The sequence below is a fragment of the Frankia sp. Hr75.2 genome, from assembly GCF_949319125.1.
GTDB lineage: Bacteria > Actinomycetota > Actinomycetes > Frankiales > Frankiaceae > Parafrankia > Parafrankia soli.
In genome coordinates, this window is the sequence record NZ_CASGGV010000077.1 from 89659 (window position 1) to 112882 (window position 23224).

Below are 23224 nucleotides of genomic sequence, written 5' to 3' on the forward strand. Positions count from 1 at the left end.
GCACCGCGCGGCACCACGCTGACCCGGAGGCCGGAGACAGCACATGACCCATCCCAACCCCCGCCAGCTCGGCACGTGCGCGAGCGGCATGCCCCGCGCGCTCGGCGCCGTCCGCCAGCTCGGCACGCTGCGCCAGTACGGCGCGTCCTGCCCGGCACCGACCACCCGCCGCGGCGGGCCCGAGGACACCCCGTCCGGCGAGCCCGTGCCCGGACCATCCAGCGGCCCGCCGAGCGGACCGCGCGGCGGGTCGGTGCGCGGCGCGGCGGGCGCCCACCCGCCGGTACGGCCGGATCTCGACGCGCGCGGGCCCGCGCACGCCACCGCCGTCCGGCTACCGGCCGACGGCCCCGGGGACGACCGCGCCGCGTTCTACCGGCGTATCCGCGACGAGCACGGCCCGGTCGCCCCGGTCCTGCTCGAGGGGGACGTCCCGGCCTGGCTGGTGCTCGGCTACCGCGAGGTCGTCTACGTCGCCGGCACCCCGGCCCTGTTCGGCCGGGACTGCCGGATCTGGAACGCCTGGGATCTTGTCCCGCCGGCCTGGCCGCTGCAGTCGGTGGTCGGCCAGCGGCCGTCGCTACGCGCCCTCGACGGGCCCGCCCACGCCCGCCGGCTGGGCGCCGTCGGCGACGTGCTGGGCATGTTCGAGCCGCACGGCCTGCGGGCGCGGGCGGCCAGCGGCGCCGACGCCCTGATCGACGCGATGGCCGGCGACGGCCGCGCCGAGCTCATGACCCAGTACGCCAGCCCGCTGCCGGCGATGGTCGCGGCCGGGATGTGGGGGCTGCCCGACACCGACCTGACCGCGCTCGCCCGGGATCTGACCCTGCTCGTCAGCGGCGGGACAGGGGCCCGCGACGCGCGTCGGCGGGCCCACGCGATGCTCACCCGGGTGGTCCGGCGCCGCCGCGCGCAACCGGGCGACGACGCGGTGTCGGCGCTGCTCACCCATCCGGCCGGCCTGCGCGACGACGAGGTCGTCGAGGACGTCATGGCGACCCTGATCGCCGGCCAGGCGCCGACCGCGGACTGGATCGGGAACACGCTGCGGCTGATGCTGACCGACCCCCGGTTCGCCACCGACCTCGCCGGTGGACGGCTCAGCGCGGGGGACGCGATGGCCGAGGTGCTGTGGGCGGACCCGCCGATCCAGAACCTCGTCGCGCGGTGGGCCCGGCGCGACGTCCGGCTCGGCGGGCGCTGGATCCGCACGGGCGACCTGCTCATCTTTGGCCTGTCGGCCGCGAACTCCGATCCGTGGGCGCGTCCCCAGCCCTCCGGGCGCCCGTCGGGCAACCACGCCCACCTGGCGTTCGGCCACGGCGAGCACCGCTGCCCCTTCCCCGCCCAGATGACGGCCGAGACGATCGCGACCACCGCGATCGAGGTGCTCCTGGACCGCCTCCCCGATCTCGAACTCGCCGTGGAGCCGCGGGACCTGCGCTGGCGCCCGTCGGTGTGGGCACGCGGGGTCGCCGCGCTCCCGGTGCGCTTCACGCCCCCCTGAGCGGCCCCGGCCAGGGCACGTCCGCCCCGCCACCTGTCCCGGGGATCGGCGGGCGCGGCATCCCGACGGCGTCCAGGATCCCGGTCACCTCCGCCAGCACGTCCGCGGCCGGCGCGTCCGCGTCGATGACGACACAGTCGACGCCGGACATCACCTCGTCGTAGCGCGCGCACGCCTCGACGGCCTCCCGCAGGGCCGCGGCCTCGTCCACCCGGCCCGCGGACTCCCGGCCCGCTGAGGCCGACCCCCCCGGCTCCTGCCCCGCTGAAGCCTGTCCCGCCGGCCCATGCCCCGCTGTGGCCTGCCCTGCCGACGCCCGGCGTGCCAGCCGCGCGGCCGCCACCTCGGGCGAGACGCGCAGATAGAGCACGAGGTCGGGAACGGGCACGTACGAGGCGATCTGCAGGTACCACTCGGTGTACTCGCCGAGGTCCCCGCAGTAGACCTCCCAGGTCTGGATCCAGCGGTCGGCCACCACCAGGTCGAACCCCGCCAGGAACTCCTCCAGGTACCGGAACTGGACGGCGGCCTCGATCAGGCGAGCGGCGTGGACGAGATTCGCCGGGACCGCGCCGAGCGGCTCACCGATGGTACTCAGCCGCCGCATCAGGTCCCGGAGCACCGCGTCGGTCTGCGACGCCAGGTGCAGGTGCAGCGCCGCCGGTGCCGCGGTCAGCCGCCGCACCAGGGCGAGCTTGCCCGCTCCGGCCGGGCCTTCGACGGCCAGCAGAGCGTAGGGACGCGCCGGCGCGGCGCCGAAGGTGAAGACGTCGCTGGCCAAGAGCATCCCGACCGGATCGGCTGCCGGCTGCCGCCCGACGCGGACGCGGACCGGCGCGGCAGAGTTCGTCGACGGCGCACCGAGCTCGATGGGCACCGAACCAGCTGGTGCACCGAGCAGGGAGCGAATCACCGCCGCGGATGGTCCCGCGGCGAGCTGTGCCCGTCCGATTCTGGTACCGGTCGGGCGAACCGGCAATAGCCGGCAGCCGCATTTACGGCGTCGTAACACTCCGGTGGGCCCCGCTCACCCGAGCGGCGGACGCGCCCGCCGCCGGCGATCTACAGTTCGGGCATGAGCCGGAAAGATCCACTGCTTGTGGCCGTGGAGGGTGTCGACGGAGCCGGGAAGACCACGCTCATCCGCGGCCTGGAGACGGTGCTGCGCCCGCTGCGCGGAACCCGGCCGGCGCGCGTGTGCGTGGAGATCTTCCGTGCGATCGCCGAGCCCGACGACACCGTCCTGCACCAGGCGGTCATCCCCGGCCCGGTGCGGCGGCTGGCCCACCTGATCGAGCTCTCCGCCCAACTGCGCTACCGCACCGGCCCGGACGGCCGTCCCGACCTGCTGTTCGACCGGTGGATCCAGTCGTCGGAGGTGCACTGCGGCCCCTACGGGGAGCAGCACCGGCCGTGGCTCGAGCACATGGAGGATCTGCTCCCCCGCCCCGACCCGCTGCTGTGGCTGCGCGTACCGCCCTCGCTCGCCTACGAGCGGATGGTCGCCCGCGGCGACCGCCGCACCCGGGCCTTCACCCCGGCGGCGCTGCGCGCCCACCTCGTCGAGCAGGCCGACGGCTACGAGAAGATCATGGCCCAGGCCGACAACGTCGTCGAGCTGGACGGGACGCAGTCCCGGGAGAGGCTGCTCGACCAGGCGGCCTCGGCGATCGAGGCCGTCGCCGCGCGGCGCGAGCAGACCACGCGGGCCGGCGGGGCCGACACCGCCCCGAACGTGCTTCAGGGCCCGTGGGATGTTCCCCACGGGCCCTGAAGATCACTTACCTACGGCCTACTCGCGGCCGAACTGCTCCCGCAGACGCCGCAGCGCCTCCTCGTCGATCGCCGAAGCGGGCTGCTCCGACTGCGACGAGGTGTAGGAGGACGGTGCCGCCGCGGCGGCGTCGGCCTCCTGCGCGGCCCGGATCTGGGCCTGGTGGGCCTCGAACCGGGTCTGGGCCTCCGCGTACTGCCGCTCCCACTCGGCCTGCTGCTCCTCGAAGCCCGGCAGCCACTCGCCGGTCTCGGGGTCGAAGCCCTCGGGGTACACGTAGTTGCCCTGCTCGTCGTACTTGGCTTCCATGCCGTACTGGCTCGGGTCGAACGAGTCGCCCTCAGCGACCAGCGAGGACGCCTCGTTCGCCTGCTTCAGCGAGAGGCTGATCCGGCGCCGGTCGAGGTCGATGTCGATGACCTTGACCAGGATCTCGTCGCCGACATTGACGACCTGCTCGGGGATCTCGACGTGGCGCTCGGCCAGCTCCGAGATGTGCACCAGGCCCTCGATGCCCTCGTCCACGCGGACGAACGCGCCGAACGGCACGAGCTTGGTGACCCGACCGGGTACGACCTGGCCGATCGCGTGCGTCCGGGCGAACTGGCGCCACGGGTCCTCCTGCGTCGCCTTCAGCGACAGGGAGACCCGCTCGCGGTCCAGGTCGACGTCGAGAACCTCGACGGTGACCTCCTGGCCGACCTCGACCACCTCGGACGGGTGGTCGATGTGCTTCCAGGACAGCTCGGACACGTGCACGAGGCCGTCGACGCCACCCAGGTCCACGAAGGCACCGAAGTTGACGATGGAGCTGACCACGCCCTTGCGGATCTGACCCTTGGCGAGCTGGGCGAGGAACTCCGACCGCACCTCGCTCTGGGTCTGCTCCAGCCAGGCGCGGCGGGACAGAACCACGTTGTTGCGGTTCTTGTCCAGCTCAATGATCTTGGCTTCGAGCTCACGGCCCACGTAGGGCTGGAGGTCGCGGACCCGGCGCATCTCCACGAGGGAGGCGGGAAGGAAGCCGCGCAGGCCGATGTCGAGGATGAGACCACCCTTGACGACCTCGATGACGGTGCCGGTGACGACGCCGTCCTCCTCCTTGAGCTTCTCGATCGTGCCCCAGGCGCGCTCGTACTGCGCACGCTTCTTGGACAGGATCAGACGGCCTTCCTTGTCCTCCTTCTGGAGGACGAGGGCCTCGACGTGGTCGCCGACCGTGACGACCTCGTGCGGATCGACATCGTGCTTGATCGAGAGCTCCCGCGACGGGATGACACCCTCGGTCTTGTAACCGATGTCGAGCAGCACCTCGTCGCGGTCCACCTTGACGATGATGCCGTCGACGATGTCGCCGTCGTTGAAGAACTTGATCGTCTTGTCGACCGCGGCGAGGAAATCCTCCGCCGAGCCGATGTCGTTGACCGCAACCTGTGGTGTGGTCGGGCTGTGCGAGGTGGTCACGGTCTCCACGGGTCGTACGTCGGTGGTGCTCGTCAAGGGGTCGGCTCCGACTGGGAATCGTCCAAAGCGCGAGGGCCGGATCGAACCGCCGGGACGGAGGGACAGGCACCGAACGCAAGAACGACACTGTCAGAACCGATAACGACTGCTCGAGTGGATCCGCTCGGTCTGAGACCCACGAACCCTCGTGCAACTCCCAAGTCTAGGGAGCGGTGTCCCACGAGGTCAACGGGAGGGCACACAGACGCGGAGCCAGTCCTGCCGAACCCCTCACCCTGTGGGGCTTTCATAGTACGAAAAGTCACCAGCCATCGTCCCGCCCGCCGTCGAGAATGTGGCCCAGTCGGCTCTCGGCGGCGCCGTCCGGGCCGGGCCCGCCGGGCCCGGCCAGTCGGCTCCCGGCCGGGTCGCCGGGCGCGGTCGCCGGCCGGGAGCCGCGGGGCGGGGGTGACCGGCGGCGGCTACGCGGAGCCGCCGGGACCTGGTACCCCACGCTCCCGCGCCCCGCGGCCCGGCTCCGCGCGCGGCCGGGGAGCCGGGCCGGGCGACCGGTCCGCCGCCGGGGCACCCGGGCGCGTGCCGGGTCCGCCGCCGGAGCCGGCACCGGGCGCCCGGCCGGTCCGCAGCGGCATCGTCCGCGCCGACTCGCCGTCGGGGGCACTGTCGGCTCCCTGGTGTCCGCCAGCGGCTCCGTGGTGTCCGCTACCGGACAGTTCCTGGCGCCACCTCTCGTCCACCTGGGACTCCACCGACCAGCGCTCGTCGGTGCCGGCCGGCGCCCCCGCGCCGGCCGGGACCGGCTCGGCGGGCCCCGCCGGCACCGGCCGGGACCGTGCGCGCACCCGCCGGGCCCACTCCCGACCCAGCGTCATGCAGGGCCGTTCAACCAGGAAGTAGGTGATCGTGGAGACCGCACAGGTCAGCACGAGCACCAGCAGGAAGAACGGGGCGAACGCCAGCTCGCCGGCGGCCGTCCCGGTGTGCTCGGCGACCACCTCGATCACGACCGTGTGCCACAGGTAGATCCCGTACGAGATGAGGCCGAGGTAGGCCATCGGGCGGCAGGTCAGCAACCGCCGCACCAGGCCCTGGTCGGGCGGCCCGAACACCGCGGGCAGGATCAGGAAGAAGCCGAACAGGCCGTAGAACAGGTGCCGGCCCATGTCCTGGGTGCGGTCCGGCACGAACAGCGGCTGCAGCGGGAGGTCGACCTGGGTGCTGGCCACCCAGTAGAAGAACGCGGCGATGAGCCAGCAGGCCCCGCCGGACCACCGCCACCGCGCCCACGCCGGCGTCCGCCCGTTCTGGACGTACCAGGCCGACAGGACGGCGATCAGCATCCCCATGGCGAACAGGTCCCACCAGACCGGCAGCCAGACCGTCCAGCCGTCGGCCCACCAGATGTGCGAGCCGATCAGCGCGTAGTGCAGGACCCGGCTGATCACGAAGATCACGGCGAGGGCCACAAGCTCGACCCTGAGCTGGGAGCGGGCCGGGCGGCGCCGGCGGACGAGCAGCCAGGCATAGAACGGGACGGAGATGTAGAAGGCGAACTCCACGTTGAGGGTCCACGCCTGGGTGAGGCCCTGGATCGCCCAGTGCTGCCGGTAGCCCTGCATGAAGAAGGCCGTCTGCAGCAGCCCGGCGAAGCCGTGGACGCCCATCTTGTCGTTGGGCACGACGTTGAGCGCGACCGCCAGCGCCAGCCAGTACAGCGGGATGATCCGCAGCAGCCGGCGGATGTAGAAGCCGGCGGCGTCCGGGGCTCCGCGGCCGCTCAGGTGCGCCACGGCGAACGGGCGGTAGAGCAGGAAGCCCGAGATCAGGAAGAAGACCGCGACGCCGATCTCACCGCGGGCGGTGTAGACGCCGATGGAGTTGCCGGTGGTCAGCCCGCTGTTGAACGACACGTGCACGACCAGGACCAGCAGCGCCGCGATCGCGCGCAGCCCGTCGAAGCCCGCGAACACCACCGGCGCGGACCGGGCCGCCTCCGCCTGTGCGGGCGCGGCCGGTCCCGTGCTCGCCGTGGCCGCGGAGCCCGGCCGGCCCGGCGCCCGGCCACCGCTCCCGCGGTCGAAACCGGCGGTCACCGACCGTGACCACTACTGTCGGCGATGTCTGGCACGGTCGCAAGGTACCAGGCGGTACCCGACGGCTCGGCGGCCCGCGCCACCCCAGCGAGCCGGACGCGATCCCCGAAAACGGTGCCGGAAGGCAGCCGTGTCGTCACTTTACGCGCTCACGCTGGGCCTCGGCGGTGGCCAGGCCCGCCCGGCGACGGCGCAGCGCACCGACGATGGCCGCGATCCCGACCGCCGCGAGCAGGACGACCGCCGGCTCGGCGCACGCCCGGAACCGGGTAGTGCCGTAGACCAGCACCGAGGCCAGCGTGAGTGTGACCGGTACCGCCAGCAGCGGCAGCAGGACGACCCCCCGTCGGCGCAGCACCACCGTACCGGCGACGGCGGCCAGCTCGAGCACCCAGAGGCAGACCATGCCGAGCCGGCTCAGCCCCAGCGGGCGCAGCTCCACGCCGTCGAACTCGGTCTGCTGCCACGGCCGGTAGAGGCCCCACGTCCGGCCGGCCCGGGCGGCGGCGACACGGGGCAGCTCTCCGGTGTTGTCACCGATGAACCTGTATGCGGCCTTCCGGTAGTAGACGTCCCGCTCGGACCGTTCCACCGGCGCCTGCTCCAGCGCCTGGATGCAGTCGAACGACCACCACCCCGTGTACTTGCCGAAGTAGCTCGCCTCGCAGTGGGTGACGGCCAGCGTCGAGCCGAGGCCGCTCGAGAGGAACTCGGGCTCCTCGAACCGGGACAGGTTGTAGGCCGTCCAGGGGGCCACCACGGCGACGCTCGTGCCGGCGGCGGCCGCGAGCAGGCCGAGGCGGCGACGCCACGGCAGCGGACGGCTCATCGCGATCAGGGGCACCACGAGCACCAAAGCGAGCAGCGCGAGCTCGGCGCGGGCGAGCATCGCGGCGGCCAGCGCCGCGCCGAGCCAGCAGGCGTCCGCCACGGTCCGCCGGTCCCAGAAGCGGTGGGCCGCGGCGATCAGCAGGGCGCAGGTCAGGATTCCGGTGGTCTCGGACATCACCAGGGCGTCGTTGAGCCACATCCCCGGGTAGAGCGCCGCGATGCCGGCGGCGAGCAGGCCGGTGGCCGGGCCGGCGGCGCGGCGGCCTACCAGGCCGACGACGCCGACCGACACCGCACCGAGCAGACACGAGAAGATCTGGTGCGACAGGAACCCGGTGAAGCCCAGCACGGACGGGATGGCGAGCAGCGCACTCGTCAGTGGTGGGTGCTGCGCGTCCGGGACGTATCTGTCGAAGTACCTCAACTCGAACGGATCGGGCCAGCCGTGCCCGTCCGCGAACAGGTTCGCGGCCTGGTGGTAATAGAAAGGGTCACCGTCGACGACCGCGGGATGCATCCATCCGAACAGGTAGCCGAGGCGGACACCGAGACCGACGGCGACCACCACCAGCAGGCCGATCCACCACGCCCGCCCGGCCGGCGCGAGCCGGGGCGGTGCCGCGGACCGCGCGCCGGGATCCGATGGCCCCTGTGTCGGGGGCTGGCCGGACCCGGCCAGGCGACCCCTGCCGGGGCGCCCTCCGGACCTCGACCATCGGCCCGCGGCCGCCGACCGATGCGCCCCGGGCGGGCGGGGCGTCGGCGCGAGTTGACCCTCATCCGACAGAACGTCCGCGGCACCGTCTGATCGATCCGTCGTAGCCTCGACCACGGAACCCGGCGATCTGGACATACCAGATGAATCGCGCGGAACTGGGGGACCGTCGGGATCACCGGCGGTGACCGACGGTGAGCTGCTGTCAGGCACCCGCGGAAGGTACCAATGCTGGCCCATTGGAGGTATTGCCGAGCCCGACATCTCCGGTCTGGGACTACCACGCGTTTCCCCTGACCGGAACCGCGGATTAGCCTTGCCGATCGGGCCCATGTGCTGCTCCCGGTACGCGAACGGACACGGCACCGTCCGTGCCAGGCCCCGTCCGGCTCGATCCGGTGGCCTGCCGCCACACCTGCGCACCTAACGACATCGGAAGGGGACCGGGCTGAGCCGCCGAGACACCGACACCTACCCGCTGGCTCGCCCCCGCCCCGGTCAGCCGGAGGACGGCCACGCCGCCGAGCGCAACCCGCGGCGCCCCGCCCGGGACCGGCGCAGAGCCGCGGACCGCCGTGCGGAGCCGGACTCCGGCACCGACGCGGCCGGCGGTCCGGGCGCGGCCACGGGCCCAGGTGCCGACATCGATCGTCCTGCCGCAGGCCGACGCGCGGACACGGACAGTGGCACGGAGCACGACGAGGCCACAGACCATTTGGACGGCCTGTATCTCGACCGGTCCCGGCTCGACGCCGCCTACCAGGACGACGCCTACCCGGACCCCGAGGGCCGCCTGCGCCGGGCCGGCGCGTACAGCGGCGACGAGACCGAGCACATCGAGCGCCGGGCCGCCGCCTCACGCGACCCACGTGAGGCGGCACGCGACGCCGACGATCACACCCGCGTCATCGCCCGCCCCCGCGTCCCAGCCCGTGCCGGGCGAGCCGCCCGCACGGGGAGCCCCGCGGGCGACCGGAGCCCGCGGGGCGGCCACGAGCTCGTCGGGAGCGGCCCGCCGCGCCCGCACGGCGCCGAGCCGGCCGAGGCCCGCCGGGCCGGTTCCCGCCAGCCGGTGGCCGACCCGTCCAGGCGACGCGAGCCGGGCGGGCCGCGCACGCCGCGACAGCCGGGCACGTCACGGCAGCCGGCCGGCGGGCGAGGCGCGGGCGAGGCGGACGACCTCCTCGAAGCGGACGACCTCCTGGAGGCGGACAGGCCCGGCGCCCGCGCCCGCGGCGCCACCGACCCGCATGCCACCGGCCCGCTCGAGACCGGGCGGCCGGACGACGGATCGCCGGAGACCGGGCCGCTCGAGACCGGACCACTCACGGCACCGGTGCTGGCACCATTGGGCCACTCTCCCGCGCTGGACGGCCTGCGCGCCCTCGCCGTCCTCGGGGTGATGGCCTACCACGCGGGCCTGAGCTGGATGCCGGGCGGACTGCTCGGCGTCGACGCCTTCTTCGTCCTCTCCGGATTCCTGATCACCGGCCTGCTCGTGGCCGAGTACCGGACCACCCGGCGCATCGACCTGAAGTCGTTCTGGATCCGCCGCACCCGACGTCTGATGCCGGCACTGCTGACGATGATGCTGGGCGTGGCGGCCTACGCCCGGTTCGTCGCCCAGCCCAGCGAGGTCGAGACACTGCGCGTGGACGCGCTGTCGACCCTCGGGTACGTCGCCAACTGGCGGTTCGCGCTGTCGGACCAGAGCTATTTCGACCACTTCTCCGCCCCGTCCCCGCTGCTGCACACCTGGTCGCTGGCGGTGGAGGAACAGTTCTACGTCCTGTGGCCGCTCGCCGTCTACCTGCTGATGTGGCACAGCGGGCGCACCACGGCGCGGTGGCGCAACCAGCGCCACAAGGCGCAGACCCTGATCCTGACCGTCGCCGTGCTGGGCGCGGAGGCGTCCGCGCTGCTCGGGCTGCTGCTGGTCGTGCTGGGCGCGGACGCCTCCCGCATCTACTACGGCACGGACACCCGCGCGCAGGCGCTGCTGGCCGGCGCCGCACTGGCTGTGTGGCGGATCCAGCGGCGGACACCGCTCACCGAGCGGACGAAGAAGGGCCTGTCCGTCGCCGGCTGCCTCGCCGGGGTGGCGATGCTCACGGTCTGGGCGACCGTCGACGGCGAGAGCCGGGTGCTCTACTCCGGCGGCTTCCTGGGCGTGGCGGTGATCGTGATGCTGCTGATCGCCTCGATCGTCGAGGTGCCCCGCGGGCCGGCCGCGCGGGTGCTGTCGCTCCCGCCGCTACCCACCATCGGCCGGGTCTCCTACGGCCTCTACCTGTGGCACTGGCCGGTCTTCCTGACCGTCACCGCGGCCCGCACGGGGCTGAGCGGCGCGGCGCTGCTGGGCGTGCGCGTGGCCGTCACGGCGGCGATCACCATCGCCTCGTTCCACCTGGTCGAAAACCCGATCAGGCGACGGAAGATCCGTTTCCCCATGCCGCGGGTCACCGTCCCGGCCTCGATCTGCGCGGTCGTCGCCCTGGTGATGGTCGCCACGATCGCGGACCCGTCCGCCGGCCGCGGCGCGGCGGACCTCGAGCAGCTGGCCGCGCGGGCCGCTACCGCGGCACCGCCGACGGCCCGGGCCGAGCCGGTGACGGGCCGACCGCTGCGGGCCGTCCTGGCCGGGGACTCGCTCGCGCTCACCCTCGGCTTCAGCGAGTTCTCCACGTCCGCCGCCCGCGAGGGCCTGGAGATCCACGACGGCTCCCAGCTCGGATGCGGGGTGACCCGCTCGCCGCGCCGCCTCCTCATGGGCGAGGTGAACCTGCCACCTCCGGGGTGCGACCAGTGGCCCACCCGCCTCAGCCGGAAAGTCGACGAGCTCCGTCCCGACCTGGCCATGCTGCTGGTCGGGCGCTGGGAGGTCACCGACCAGGACCTCGAGGGCCGACGGACCCACATCGGTGATCCGGCGTTCGACGCCTATCTCGGGCGCGAGCTCGACCTGGCGATCACCACCCTCTCGGCCCGCGGAGCGAAGGTGGTGCTGCTGACCGCCCCGATGTTCGAGGAGGGTGAGGCGGCGGACGGCAGCATCTACCCGGAAACCCGGGCCGACCGGGTGATCCAGTTCAACAAGCTGCTTCGCCAGGCCGCCGCGCGGCACTCCGCCGTCACCACCGTCATCGATCTCGCCGCGGTACTCAGCCCGGGCAACGAGTACCGCGGTGAGATCGACGGCGTTCGCGTGCGCGACGACGACGGTGTTCACATCAGCAACGGCGGTGGAGCGCGGGCCGGCCAGATGGTGCTACCCGAGCTTCTCAAGCTGGCCCGCCCGGCCACGGCGCGTGGTGCCGACGGGCCGGCCCCGGCACCCGAGTGACCCGGCCGCTTTACCTGACGCTAACCTTCCGCAGCAGTACTCCACGGGCCACAGGAGGATGATCGTGCCTCGCGCGCTGATTACGGGAATCACCGGCCAGGACGGGTTGTATCTGGGGGAGTTGCTGGTTGGGCGGGGTTATGAGGTGTTCGGGCTGGTGCGCGGGCAGTCGAACCCGAAGGTGGCGACCGTGGAGCGGCTGGTGCCGGGGGTCGTGTTGTTGGAGGGTGATCTGACGGATCTTCCGTCGTTGATCGGCGCGGTGGAGATCTCCCAGCCCGACGAGGTGTACAACCTGGGCGCGATCTCGTTCGTCGGACTCTCCTGGAAGCAGGCGGAGCTGACCGGGGAGACGACGGGTATGGGGGTGCTGCGGGTTCTGGAGGCGCTGCGGATCGCGGGCGGTAACGACCTGTCCCGGGTGCGGTTCTACCAGGCGTCCTCGTCGGAGATGTTCGGAAAGGTGCGGGAGACGCCGCAGCGGGAGACGACGCCGTTTCATCCGCGTTCCCCGTACGGGGTGGCGAAGACGTTCGGGCATTACCTGACGGTGAATTACCGCGAGTCGTACGGGTTGTTCGCGTGTTCGGGGATGTTGTTCAATCACGAGTCGCCGCGGCGGGGAATCGAGTTCGTGACGCGGAAGATCTCGCGGGCGGTGGCGCGGATTTCACTCGGTCTGCAGGACTCGGTGTCCCTGGGGAATCTGGAGTCGCGGCGCGACTGGGGTTTCGCGGGGGACTACGTGGACGCGATGTGGCGGATGCTCCAGCAGGACACCCCGGACGACTTCGTGGTGGCGACCGGCGAGACCCACAGCATTCGTGAGTTGTTGGACGTCGCCTTCGCCCGGGTGGGCATCGAGGACTGGTCCGGCTACGTCCGCTCCGACCCGCGGTTCTTCCGCCCGGCCGAGGTGGATGTCCTCGTGGGCGACGCGTCGAAGGCTCGTGAGGTGCTGGGGTGGAAGCCGCGGGTCGGCTTCCACGAGCTGGTGGAGATGATGGTCGACGCCGACCTCGCCACCGAGGCCGCTGCGGCGGACAGACACTGACCAACCGGTGACCGACGTTCCCCGGGTGCCCGCCACCGAGCCCGCACGACTGGCGCGGGCCGCACCACCCGCGCCGAGACCTGGCGCGGGTGAATACACACCCGGGCGCATGTCACGCCGTGTGATGGGGAGGGTACGCGCGTGCGCGACTCCGGGGGACAACCGATGAACCAAGGTCCAGCCACCGGGTCTCTTCCCCCGCAGGTGCGCGGGCGGCACCGTTCGGGCCGGCGGGATTCCTCGCCGGCCCCGTCCCAGCCGCTCGGGTCGGCGCAGGTAGCGGGCCAGGGGCTGCAGGAGGAGCCGCCGCCCGGCACGCGGGAAGTGCCCGGTCCGGCGATGATTCCCGGGCAGGCGACACAGCCGCGTCGGCAGCACCCGAGCCTCGCGGCCTTCCCCGGGCTCGCCGGCCTCGCGCCCGAGCGGCTGCGCGGCCAGAGCGACCGGATCCGGGCGGCCATGCGGGGCGCGATCCCCCTCGCCCTCGCCGGGCTGATCGCCAACGCGGCCAACCTCGGGGTCACCCTGGTCATCGCGCGGGCCATGAGCACCCGCTCCTACGGCGCCGTCGCGCAGCTTTTCGCGATCTTCTTCGTCGTCTCGATGCCGGGCAGCGCCCTGCTCGTCGGCGTCGTCCGGCGGATCACGAACTGGCAGCACACCGGCCAGGCCGACCTGATCGACGAGTGGATCGGCCGGGTCCGCCGGGCCGGGGTCGTCCTCGTCCTCTCCGTCGCCGTCCTGGCGATCATCGCGCGCGGGTTCGTCGCCCGCGAGCTCTCGCTGCCCGGAGCCGGCGGGGTCGCCGAGATCATCATCGCCGGAGCGGCCTGGTGCCTGCTGTGCGTCGACCGCGGGCTGATGCAGTGCGGGCGGCTTTACCCGTCGCTCGCCACGAACCTGCTGGTGGACGCGGCGGTCAAGAGCGGCTCGACGATCGCGCTGGTCCTGGCCGGACTGGACGAGGCCGGCGCGGCCATCGCCGTGCTGCTCGGGGTACTCGCCGCACTCGCGCACACCCGTTACAGCCTGCGCCGGCACCCGTCGGCGATCATGCAGGCCGACCCGACCCGCCCCCAGGCCCAGGCGCCGCCGGCCCCCGCCCAGCTCCCGGCCCCCACCCAGCTCCCGGCACCACCGGCCCGCCAGCGCCGGCTCACCGGCGGCCGGTTGGGATCGCATCCGGCGGCGGGGCGTGGCGACGCCGACACCGGGGCGACGACGCTGCCGCTGCCGGTCGCCGGGCCGGCGGCCACCGCGGAGCCGCGGCGGCTCGCCATCGAGGTCGGCGCCGCGCTGGTGACACTGGCGTTCCTCGGTGTGCTGCAGAACATCGATGTGCTGCTGCAGGGCCGGCTCGCCCCGGACGAGTCGGGCTCCTACGCGGCCGTCTCCGTGGCGGCGAAGGTGATCGTGCTGGCCGCGATCGTCCTGGCCGGGTTCCTCCTGCCCGAGGCCGCGGACCGCAACCATCTCGGGCAGCATGCACTGCATCAGCTCGGTGCGACGCTGGCGATACTCGCGGTGCCCGCGGTGGGGCTGCTCACCGTAGCGGCGATCGCACCCGACACACTGCTGTCGCTGGCTTTCGGGCCGCGTTTCACCAGTGCCTCCGGCGCTCTCCTCCCGCTGGCCGGAGCTATGACCTGTCTCGGAGCGACCGTGTTGTTCTCCCACTATCTGCTGGCTCTCGGCAAGCGTGCCGTGCTGGCCGTGCTCGCCGTCGCGACCGGCACCGCCGTCGCCCTCATGGCCTGGGCGCAGGGCTCCCCCGTGTCGACCGCGCGGGCGAACTTCGGCTGCCAGGCCGTGCTCGCCGTCGTCACCGGGCTGATGGTGCTCGCCGCCGCCCGCCGGACGGCCCGCGCGTGAGCACGCTGCCGGAGGGCTCGCTGCGCCCCACGACCATTCCGCCGCTGCCGGCACCGCCGTCCGCCGCCGGGCAGGTGCCCCTCGTCGGCACCGGGATGCCCGGGCTGACCGAGCAGTTCGTCCCGTCGGCGACGTCCGAGCAGCTGCTGGCCGGCCTCGCCGACACGCTGCCCGCACAGCCCACGCTGGCGGAGCTCGTCGAGACCTCGGGGATGCGCCGCATCCACATGCTGGCCTGGCGGGATCTGGACGACCCCGAAGCGGGCGGCTCCGAACTGCACGCCGACAAGGTCGCCGAGCGGTGGGCCGCCGCCGGCGTCGACGTCAGCCTGCGCACCGCCGAAGCACCCGGCCACCCCGAGACCACGCGGCGCAACGGCTACCAGATCGTCCGCAAGGCCGGCCGGTACTCGGTGTTCCCGCGGACGGCGACGTCCGGCGCGCTGGGCCGCACCGGCCCGTGGGACGGCCTGGTCGAGATCTGGAACGGGATGCCGTTCTTCTCCCCCGTCTGGGCGCGCTGCCCGCGGGTGGTGTTCCTGCACCACGTCCACGGCGCGATGTGGCGGATGGTGCTCTCCCCCAAGCTGGCCCAGGTCGGCGAGACCATCGAGTTCAAGGTGGCGCCGCCGCTGTACCGGCGCACCCGGATCCTCACCCTCTCCCAGTCGTCCCGGGACGAGATCATCGAGCTGCTGGGCCTGCCGGCCGGCAACATCTCGGTGATCCCCCCGGGCATCGATCCCTCGTTCAGCCCCGCCGGGGAGCGCTCCCCGCGCCCGCTGGTGCTCGCCGTCGGCCGGCTGGTGCCGGTGAAGCGGTTCGACGTGCTGATCGACTCGCTGATCCGGGCGCACGACGAGCACCCCGCGATGGAGGCCGTGATCGTCGGCGAGGGCTACGAGCGCCGGGCGCTCGAGGCGCGCATCGCCGCGGCGGGCGCGGGCGACTGGCTGCGGCTGGTCGGCCGGGTGGACGACGCGGGTCTTCTCGACCTCTACCGGCGTGCCTGGGTGCTCACCTCGGCCTCCGCCAGAGAGGGTTGGGGCATGACGATCACCGAGGCGGCCGCCTGCGGGACGCCGTCCGTCGCGACGAAGATCGCCGGGCACACCGACGCCGTCGCGGACGGCGTGTCCGGCCTGCTGGTCGAGGACCCGAACGACCTGGGCAAGACCCTGGCCGGCGTGCTGTCCGACCACGAGCTGCGGGCCCGGCTCTCCGCCGGCGCGCTCGCGCACGCGGCGACGTTCACCTGGGAGCACACCGCCCGCTCGACCTACCTCGCGCTGGTCAACGAGGCCGCCCGCCGCCGGCTCGTCCGCCGCCCCGCCCCGAGCTCGCGCTCGGGCGCGCCCCGGTGACCTTGACCGCTCCGGCGTCCGGAGCCGCCCATCCCGACGGGCCGGCCCCGGGCGCCACGACGGGCCCCGGCGGCGCGCCGCCCTCCGATCACCCGCGCCGGCAGGGGCGGCTCGGCCGGGTCCGCCGGCTGCTGCCGTCCTGGCCCGCGCTGGTACTCGCCGCGCTGGCCTACATCCCGCTGCTGGCGACGGCGCCGGGGCGGATCGGCGCCGACACGAAGGCGTACCTCTACCTCGACCCGGGCCGGATGCTGGCCCGCGCGGTGTCGATGTGGGACCCCGACGTCGGCATGGGGACCGTCACCCACCAGAACATCGGCTACCTGTTCCCGCAGGGCGCGTTCTACTGGCTCGCCCAGCTCGCCGGGCTGCCCGACTGGGTGGCGCAGCGGCTGTGGACGGGCTCGATCCTGTTCGGCGCGGGCGCCGGCGTGCTGTTCCTGCTGCGCACGTTCGGCTGGGCGAACCGCTACGCGTTCATCGCGGCCCTCGGGTACATGCTCACCCCGTACACGCTGGAGTACGAGGCGCGGATCTCGGCCATCCTGCTGCCGTACGCGGGCCTGGGCTGGCTGATCGGCATCACCGTGCGGGGGCTGCGCGAAGCCGGCGCGGACGACCGCTCCCGCGCCGCGGACACCCCGCGACTGGTGCGCTGGCGCTCGGGCTGGCGCTGGCCGGCGGCGTTCGCGCTGATGGTCACCCTGATCGGCAGCATCAACGCGTCCAGCCTGATCTTCATCCTGTTCGCGCCGCTGCTGTGGGTGCCGTTCGCGGTGTGGGGCACCCGGGAGGTCCGTCTCGGCACCGCCCTGACGCTGTGCGGGCGGGCGGTGGCGCTGGTCGTCGTGACGTCCGCCTGGTGGATGGCCGGTCTGTACACCCAGGCCGGCTACGGGCTGAACGTGCTCGCCTTCACCGAGACGGTGAAGACCGTGGCGAGCAGCTCGCAGGCGTCCGAGGTGCTGCGCGGCCTGGGCAACTGGTTCTTCTACGGCGAGGACGCGCTCGGCCTGTGGATCGGCCCGGCCAAGGACTACACCGGCAGCCTGGTGATCATCACGATCAGCTTCGCGGTGCCGATCCTGGCCCTGGTCGCCGCGTCCTGCCTGCGGTGGGGTCAGCGCGCGTACTTCGTGGCGCTGATCGCGCTGGGCACGACGATCGCGGTCGGCGTGTACCCGTACGACCACCCGTCCCCGCTGGGCCGGGTGTTCCGCGACTTCGCCGAGGGCTCCACCGCGGGCCTGGCGCTGCGGTCGCTGCCGCGTGCCGTCCCGATGGTCGTCCTGGGGCTGTCGGTGCTGCTCGCCGGTGGGCTCGCCGTCCTGGACCAGCGGTACGCGGCCCGCCGCGCACAGGCCCGGGCCGGCACGTCGTCCGCGACCGATACCCCGCGGCCCGCGGCCGGTGCTCTACGGCTGCGCGGGCGCGCGGTGCCGACGCTGGCGTTCGGCGGGGTGGCGCTGCTGCTCGTGCTGAACATGTCACCGCTGTTCCGCGGGCACTTCATCGAGCCGCTGCTGGACCGGCCCGAGGACATCCCCGGCTACGAGCAGGAGCTCGCCAGCGCGCTGGACGCCGTCGCCCCCGACGCCACCGGGGAGCAGACCCGGGTGCTGGAGCTGCCCGGCGCCGACTTCGCGCACTACCGCTGGGGCACGACGCTCGACCCGGTCATGTCCGGGCTGATGGACCGCCCGTCCGTGGTCCGCGAACTCATCCCCTACGGCGACGCCGGCTCCGTGGACCTGCTGCGCTCGCTGGACCGGCGGATACAGGAGGGCGTGCTCGACCCGGCCTCGATCCCCGACATCGCCCGGCTGATGAGCGCCGGCGACGTCGTGCTGCGCAGCAACCTGGCCTACGAGCGGTTCCGGACCCCGCGCCCGCGCGCGACCTGGGACCTCGTGGCCAACCAGCGCCCCGCCGGGCTGGCCGAGCCGCGCACGTTCGGGCCTCCGGTGCTGGAGGACCCGGGCATCCCCTACACCGACGAGATCACCCTGGGCACCAACGCCGACGTCATCGACCCGCCGGCCCTCGCCGACTTCCCCGTCGACGACCCGCACCCGATCGTGCGTGCCGAGCGCACCGACGCCCCGCTGCTGGTCAGCGGCAACGGGGAGGCCCTCGTCGACGCGGCGGCCACCGGCCAGCTCGACGCGGTGCTCAACGACGGCCGCACCATCCTCTACGCCGGTGACCTCGCCAGCGACCCGCAGCTGCTGCGCCAGGCCCTGGACGACGGCGCCGAGCTGCTGGTCAGCGACACCAACCGGCTGCGCGCCGAGCGCTGGACGGGCATCCGGGAGAACTTCGGCTACGTCGAGCAGCCCGGCGTCACCCCGCTGGCGAAGGACGCCAACGACAACCGGCTGGTGCTCTTCCCCGACGCCGGCCACTCGTCGCAGACCGTCGCCCAGATGCACGCACCGGGCTCGGAGGCCCAGGTCGCGGACGTGCGGGCCACCGACTACGGCAACACCTTCTCCTACGGGGTCTCCGACCGCCCGGTGCTCGGCATCGACGGCAGCCTGGACTCGGCCTGGCGGGTCGGCGCGTTCACCGACCCGGCGGGCGCCGCCTGGCAGGTCGACCTGGCGAAGCCGACGACCACCGACCACATCCGCGTCGTCCAGCCGCTCAACGGACCGCGCAACCGGTGGATCACCAGGGCGACCCTGACCTTCGACGGCGGCTCTCCGGTCACCGTCGACCTGCGGGACTCCTCCCGCACCCAGGCCGGCCAGACGATCACCTTCCCGTCCCGGACGTTCACCACGCTGCACATCCACGTGGACGCCACGAACTTCGGCGTGCGGCGCACCTACGACGGGCTGTCCGCAGTCGGCTTCGCCGAGGTGGAGATCCCCGGCACCGACGGGAAGCCGCTGACCGCGGAGGAGGTGCTGCGCCTGCCCACCGACACCCTCGACGCCGCCGGCGCCTCCTCCCTCGACCACCGGCTGAGCCTGCAGATGTCCCGCGACCGGGCGAACCCCGCCGAGCCGTTCCGCCGCGACCCCGAGCCGACGATGGCACGCTCGTTCACGCTGCCCACGGCGCGCACGTTCGCGCTCACCGGCACCGCCCGGCTCTCCGCCTACGCCTCCGACCAGCTCGTGGACGCGACCCTCGGCCGGGCCGGAGCCGCGCCGACGGTCACCTCCTCCGGCCGGCTGCCCGGCGCGCTCGCCGCACGCGGGTCGAGCGCGTTCGACGGCGACACCACCACGGCGTGGAGCCCCGGCATCGGCGGCCAGATCGGCTCCTGGCTCCAGGTGACCTCGCCGACCCCGGTCACGTTCTCCTCGATGAACCTCGCCCTCGTCGCCGACGGGCGGCACTCCGTACCCACGAAGATCGGCATCATGGTGGACGGACGTCGGGTCGGCGCGGTCGCCGTCCCACCGGTCGCCGACACGCCGGTCAGCTCGCAGACCCGCAACGCCGCCCAGAACGTCAGCCTCACCTTCCCCGCGGTCACCGGCAGCACCATCCGGCTGGTCGTGGACGACGTCCGCACCGTCACCAGCATCGACACGATCAGCGGCGCAGTGATGGACCTGCCGGTCGGCATCGCCGAGGTCGCCGTACCGGGCCTGGACGGCACCGCCGGCGGAACGGGCCGCGGCTCGGCCGCGACCACCGCCCCCGGCACCGCCGGCTCACCCGCCACCGCCACGGCCACCGGTGCCGACACCGGCGCTGTCACCGGAGCCGCGGCCGGCCTGACGATCACCGCGGTTCCCGGGACCACCGGAACGGCGGCGACCGGTACCGCGGACATTCCCGCCCCCTGCCGCACCGACCTGCTGACCATCGACGGCGCACCGGTCGGGATCCAGGTCACCGGAAGCATCAAGGACGCCGCCGGCCGCGCCGGACTGACGGTGCGGGCCTGCGGGACACCGGTCACCCTCAACGCGGGTGACCACGTGGTGCGCACCTCCAACGGCGCGCTGACCGGGATCGACGTCGACCGGCTGCTGCTGGCCTCCGCCGCCGGCGGCGGAGCCTGGCTCGACGCCACCGGCAGCGGCACGGACGCCACCGCCGGTGCGACCACCGGGGCGGGCACCGGGACTGCCGCCGTTCCGGGCGGGACCGCACCGACCGTGAAGGTCGAGGCGACCAGCGACACCTCGTTCCGCGTGGATGTCAGCGCCGCGACCCCGGGCAAGCCGTTCTGGCTCGTGCTGGGCGAAAGCCGCTCCCCCGGCTGGACGGCCCGCGTCAACGGCCAGGACCTCGGCGAATCCCACCTGGTCGACGGATACGCGAACGGCTGGCGGATCGACCCGAGCGCCGGGAGCTTCACCGTCCTCCTCGACTGGGCACCGCAGCACGTCGTCGGCATCGCGCTGAAACTGTCGGTGGTGACGGGCATCCTGAGCCTGGCGATCCTGCTGGTCGGGGCGTACCAGCGCCGCCGCGGCCGGAGCTGGCGCCATCTCGTCGGCTACCAGTACATCCCCGCGGGCACCGGCACCGGCGGAGTCGCCCGAGCGGGCACCGCGGGTCCAGGCCGGGCTGATCTGCCGACGGCGGATCCCTGGCGGGCCGGGCCGGGCCCGGCCCTCCGGGTGTCGGGCCGGTCGACGCTGCTCACCGCCCTGGCCACCGGGGCGGCGAGCGTGGTGCTGGTCGCCCCGCTGGCGGGACTCGTGGTTGCCGTGCTGACCGCCGCCGCGCTGCGGATCCCCCGCGCCCGGCCGCTGCTGCGCGTCGCCCCCGCCGCGTGCCTGGCTCTCAGCGCGCTCTACATCCTCCAGGTGCAGGCCCGGCACGACCTGCCAGCCAACGGCTCCTGGGTGGCCGCGTTCGACCGAGTCGCCATGATCTCCTGGCTCACGGTCCTCCTCCTGGCCGCCGACATGATCGTCTCGCTGGTCCGCGCCCGCGCCGCTGCCCGGATCGCCTCGGGCACCACCCCCGGGACCCCCACCGCTCCCGCCGCACAGGGCTCCCCGTCCGAGCTGTGACCGACGGGCTCTAGCTCGGAGGTCGGTCGGCGCCCCGGAGGTCGGTCAGCGGGGGTGGGAGCTGGGGCCGGCGTGGCCGGGGCCCGGGCCTCCGTGGGGTGTCGGGGCGGGTGTCGGGCTCGGCGGGGGCATGTCCGGTACGGCACCCCGAATCTCCGGTCGAAAAGTTACCGAGAGTAATTTCATCTCACCCTCCGTATAGCATCACCGCGTCATCGGCTACGAGCGGCTCTGGTCGACGAGCTTGCCGACCACGGGCCCTGACGAAGGGATGAGGCGCGGGGGTGCCACAGGAAATCACTTCGGATCGGGGAACATCGCCTCAGGAGGCTGCCAACTCCGGCGAACGCAACCCGAAACACGCGCGACGCGGTCGCCACAGGCGTCCCACGCTCTGGCGAAGCCGGGCCCGGACCCGGGCCCGGCCCGTGGGACCGAGCGATATGGAACCACGTATCGGCGGGCCGCCCGCCGGGCACCTGGATCAGCCGGGCGGCGGTACCTCGGGGCGGCAGGGCGGCAGCGTGGACAGCGCGCGCGGCCATCGCATCGTCCGCGCACCAACCGGTCGTCGGCGGTCCTACCTGCGATCGACGATGCTGCGTCTCGCCGTCCTCGCGCCGACCCTGTTGGCCGGGGCGACGATCGCCGGCAGCGGCGCGGAGGCCCTGCCGGTGCCGGGAGCCCTCATCGAGGACACGTCGATCGGTTCGGGGGTCTCCCAGGTCAGCTACTTCGGCGACTGGTCGGCGTGTACGCGGTGCGGCCCGGCCACGCCCAACAATAGTTACCGGGAGTCGGTCCAGCCGTCGAGTGGCGCGGTGCTCCGGTTCTCCGGGACACAGGTTGACGTCTACGGCGTCCTGGGCCCGTCCGGGGGCATCGCGACGATCAGTGTAGATGGCGGGACACCGACCGCCGTCGACACCTACGCGGCGGCCGGTACGGTGAGCCGCATCTACCAGTCCGGGTTGCTCAATCCCGGGATCCACACCGCGGTGATCGTCAACATCGGCTGGCGCAACCCGGCTTCCAGTGGTGTTCGGGTCGTCTTCGACCGGGCCCAGGTGTTCGTCGAGCAGCGCGGCGATCCGGGGAACCGGTCGGGTCAGCCGTGGCTCTCCGGGGCGAACGGAGATCCGATCCAGAACCCGGCGAACGTGGACGCGTTCTGCGAGCGCCGGGGCAGTCCCTGCGATCTCGCTCATGTCTTCGTCTCCCGTAACAACTGGCAGAACATCGTTCAGCCGTCCTGGACCCAGGCGAACTTCGCCGGATGGCCGGGCCGCCTCGTCATCTCGGTGCCTCCCTTCCCCGAGAACTCGGGGAACACACTCACCGCCTGCGCATCGGGTGCCTACGACTCGCAGTGGCGCACGTTCGGCCAGACACTGAACTCCACCGGACGGCAGAACTCGATTATCCGGATCGCGTGGGAGGCGAACGGAAACTGGTACCAGTGGTCGGGTAGCAACCCGTCCGCCTATGTGGGCTGTTGGCGGCGGATCGCCGACGCCATCAACTCCACGGCCGAGCCTGACCCGCTGCTCGACTGGACCATCAACGCGCACTACTCGCAGAACCCCGCGAGCCATAACCCGCTCGACCTGTACCCGGGCGACGCCTGGGTGGACATCGTGGGCATCGACGCCTACGACCACTACCCGCCGTCCCGTACCCTCACCGAGTTCAACAACCAGGCGAACGCGGTCGGAGGCATCACCTGGCTGTACAACTTCGCCCGCGCCCACAACAAGTTGTTCGGTGTCGGTGAATGGGGGGTCGTGAGCGGACGTAACGAGAACGGTGCCGGGGACAACCCGAACTTCATCCAGTTCATGCGCGACTGGATGGATGCACGTGCTGGGCAGGGAATGTTCTACGAGAACTACTACAGCACCTGTGAGCCGCCGAATGTCGGGTCCAACCTGTACCGGCCGACCGGGCCGTCCTGTCTGTTCATCAACAACGCCTCCGCCCAGCGCTACACCGATCTGTGGAGCAGCCCTTAGAACTGACCGGTGACGGGGCGGGGCCTCCCGGCCGACCGGCCGGACGACGGTCCGCGCCCAGTGGCGGGGGCCCCGCGCCCCGGCCCCCGTTGCGGCGGGGGGGGTGGGGGGGGCGGCCCCCCCCCGTGCCGCCGGGGGCCGGGGGGTCGGCGCGGCCGCGGCCGACGCCGAGGCCGCCCGGGTCGGCGCGCTGGCCGGCATGGA

12 protein-coding genes are annotated in these 23224 nt (G+C 73.1%); 8 read left to right on the top strand and 4 right to left on the bottom strand.

The features are described 5' to 3' along the window. The first annotated feature begins 43 nt into the window (after window positions 1-43). Window positions 44-1510, top strand: a complete 1467-nt coding sequence (locus AC559T_RS07910; RefSeq protein ID WP_498868276.1) for a cytochrome P450 — start codon at window positions 44-46, stop codon at window positions 1508-1510. On the opposite strand, the gene AC559T_RS07915 is transcribed toward AC559T_RS07910, so the two are convergent. Beyond that, window positions 1497-2423, bottom strand: a complete 927-nt coding sequence (locus AC559T_RS07915; protein WP_498868277.1) for a hypothetical protein — start codon at window positions 2421-2423, stop codon at window positions 1497-1499. The two genes, AC559T_RS07910 and AC559T_RS07915, sit on opposite strands and share 14 nt — an antisense overlap. Before the next feature lie 162 nt (window positions 2424-2585). Between AC559T_RS07915 and AC559T_RS07920 the strand changes: the two genes are divergently transcribed. Then, window positions 2586-3284 carry a nucleoside/nucleotide kinase family protein gene (locus AC559T_RS07920; protein WP_112106893.1) on the top strand — a complete coding sequence of 233 codons (699 nt, stop codon included), beginning with the start codon at window positions 2586-2588 and terminating at the stop codon, window positions 3282-3284. A gap of 18 nt (window positions 3285-3302) precedes the next feature. Here AC559T_RS07920 and rpsA read toward each other — a convergent pair whose 3' ends face one another. From rpsA to AC559T_RS07935, 3 genes are all read right to left on the bottom strand, one after another. Then, window positions 3303-4784 (bottom strand): 30S ribosomal protein S1, encoded by a 1482-nt coding sequence (gene rpsA / locus AC559T_RS07925; RefSeq protein WP_112106892.1) that lies wholly within the window; start codon window positions 4782-4784, stop codon window positions 3303-3305. Window positions 4785-5209: 425 nt separating this feature from the next. Continuing rightward, a complete protein-coding gene (locus AC559T_RS07930) occupies window positions 5210-6841 on the bottom strand; it encodes an acyltransferase family protein (protein ID WP_243657581.1) in 1632 nt (543 codons plus the stop codon). Window positions 6842-6977: 136 nt separating this feature from the next. Beyond that, the gene (locus tag AC559T_RS07935) at window positions 6978-8240 is read right to left on the bottom strand and encodes a glycosyltransferase family 39 protein (protein WP_498868278.1); all 1263 of its coding nucleotides are present in this window, start codon (window positions 8238-8240) and stop codon (window positions 6978-6980) included. 862 nt (window positions 8241-9102) lie between these two features. On the opposite strand from AC559T_RS07935, the gene AC559T_RS07940 reads away from it, so the two are divergent. The 6 genes from AC559T_RS07940 (at window position 9103) to AC559T_RS07965 (ending at window position 23020) form a co-directional block, all read left to right on the top strand. Continuing rightward, a complete protein-coding gene (locus AC559T_RS07940) occupies window positions 9103-11730 on the top strand; it encodes a DUF459 domain-containing protein (RefSeq protein WP_498868279.1) in 2628 nt (875 codons plus the stop codon). Between the two features lie 64 nt (window positions 11731-11794). Then, window positions 11795-12784 carry a GDP-mannose 4,6-dehydratase gene (gene gmd / locus AC559T_RS07945; RefSeq protein ID WP_071061174.1) on the top strand — a complete coding sequence of 330 codons (990 nt, stop codon included), beginning with the start codon at window positions 11795-11797 and terminating at the stop codon, window positions 12782-12784. 165 nt (window positions 12785-12949) lie between these two features. Continuing rightward, on the top strand, window positions 12950-14656 hold the full coding sequence (locus AC559T_RS07950; RefSeq protein ID WP_498868280.1) for a lipopolysaccharide biosynthesis protein: 1707 nt from the start codon (window positions 12950-12952) through the stop codon (window positions 14654-14656). Then, window positions 14653-16020: a glycosyltransferase family 4 protein gene (locus AC559T_RS07955; RefSeq protein WP_498868281.1), complete on the top strand. Its 1368-nt coding sequence runs from the start codon at window positions 14653-14655 to the stop codon at window positions 16018-16020. The genes AC559T_RS07950 and AC559T_RS07955 overlap by 4 nt, the downstream gene beginning before the upstream one ends. After that, complete coding sequence (locus tag AC559T_RS07960) at window positions 16017-21008, top strand: alpha-(1->3)-arabinofuranosyltransferase domain-containing protein (protein WP_498868282.1); 4992 nt, start codon at window positions 16017-16019, stop codon at window positions 21006-21008. The genes AC559T_RS07955 and AC559T_RS07960 overlap by 4 nt, the downstream gene beginning before the upstream one ends. 443 nt (window positions 21009-21451) lie before the next feature. Next, window positions 21452-23020: a glycoside hydrolase family 26 protein gene (locus tag AC559T_RS07965; RefSeq protein WP_243657805.1), complete on the top strand. Its 1569-nt coding sequence runs from the start codon at window positions 21452-21454 to the stop codon at window positions 23018-23020. The last annotated feature ends 204 nt before the right edge of the window (window positions 23021-23224 follow it).